This is a genomic window from Achromobacter sp. Marseille-Q0513, from assembly GCF_018195695.1.
Taxonomy (GTDB): Bacteria; Pseudomonadota; Gammaproteobacteria; order Burkholderiales; family Burkholderiaceae_B; genus Achromobacter.
Genome location: NZ_JAGTJY010000503.1, coordinates 1 through 478 on the forward strand (window position 1 = coordinate 1; position 478 = coordinate 478).

Below are 478 nucleotides of genomic sequence, written 5' to 3' on the forward strand. Positions count from 1 at the left end.
TCACCGATCCGCGCGAGGTCGAGCGGACCGTTGTGCAAACGGCGCGACAGCTGGGACCGATCGCCATCCTGGTCAACAGCGCCGGCATCGCGGGCATGAACGCGCCGCTGGTGGAGTATGGCGAAGACGAGTGGCGCAAGGTCATCGACGTCAATCTCAACGGCACCTTCAACGTGAACAAGGTCGTTGCCGCGCAGATGATGGCGGGCAACTATGGGCGGATCGTGAACGTGGCCTCCATCGCCGGCAAGGAGGGCAATCCCAACGCCGCCGCCTACAGCGCGTCGAAGGCCGCCGTCATCGCGCTGACCAAGAGCCTGGGCAAGGAGCTGGCGGACAGGAACATCGCGGTCAATGCCATCACGCCCGCGGCCGCCAGGACCAGGATCTTCGATCAGATGGAGCAGTCGCATATCGACTACATGCTGTCGAAGATACCGCGCGGCCGTTTCGTCGAGGTACACGAAATCGCGGCAAT

General features: G+C 63.4%; 1 protein-coding gene. It reads left to right on the top strand.

Annotated elements, in window-relative coordinates; genetic code table 11:
- Nucleotides 1-478, top strand: a 478-nt coding sequence (locus tag KDH83_RS31485) for an SDR family NAD(P)-dependent oxidoreductase (RefSeq protein WP_212323080.1), incomplete at both ends; no start/stop codon positions are given.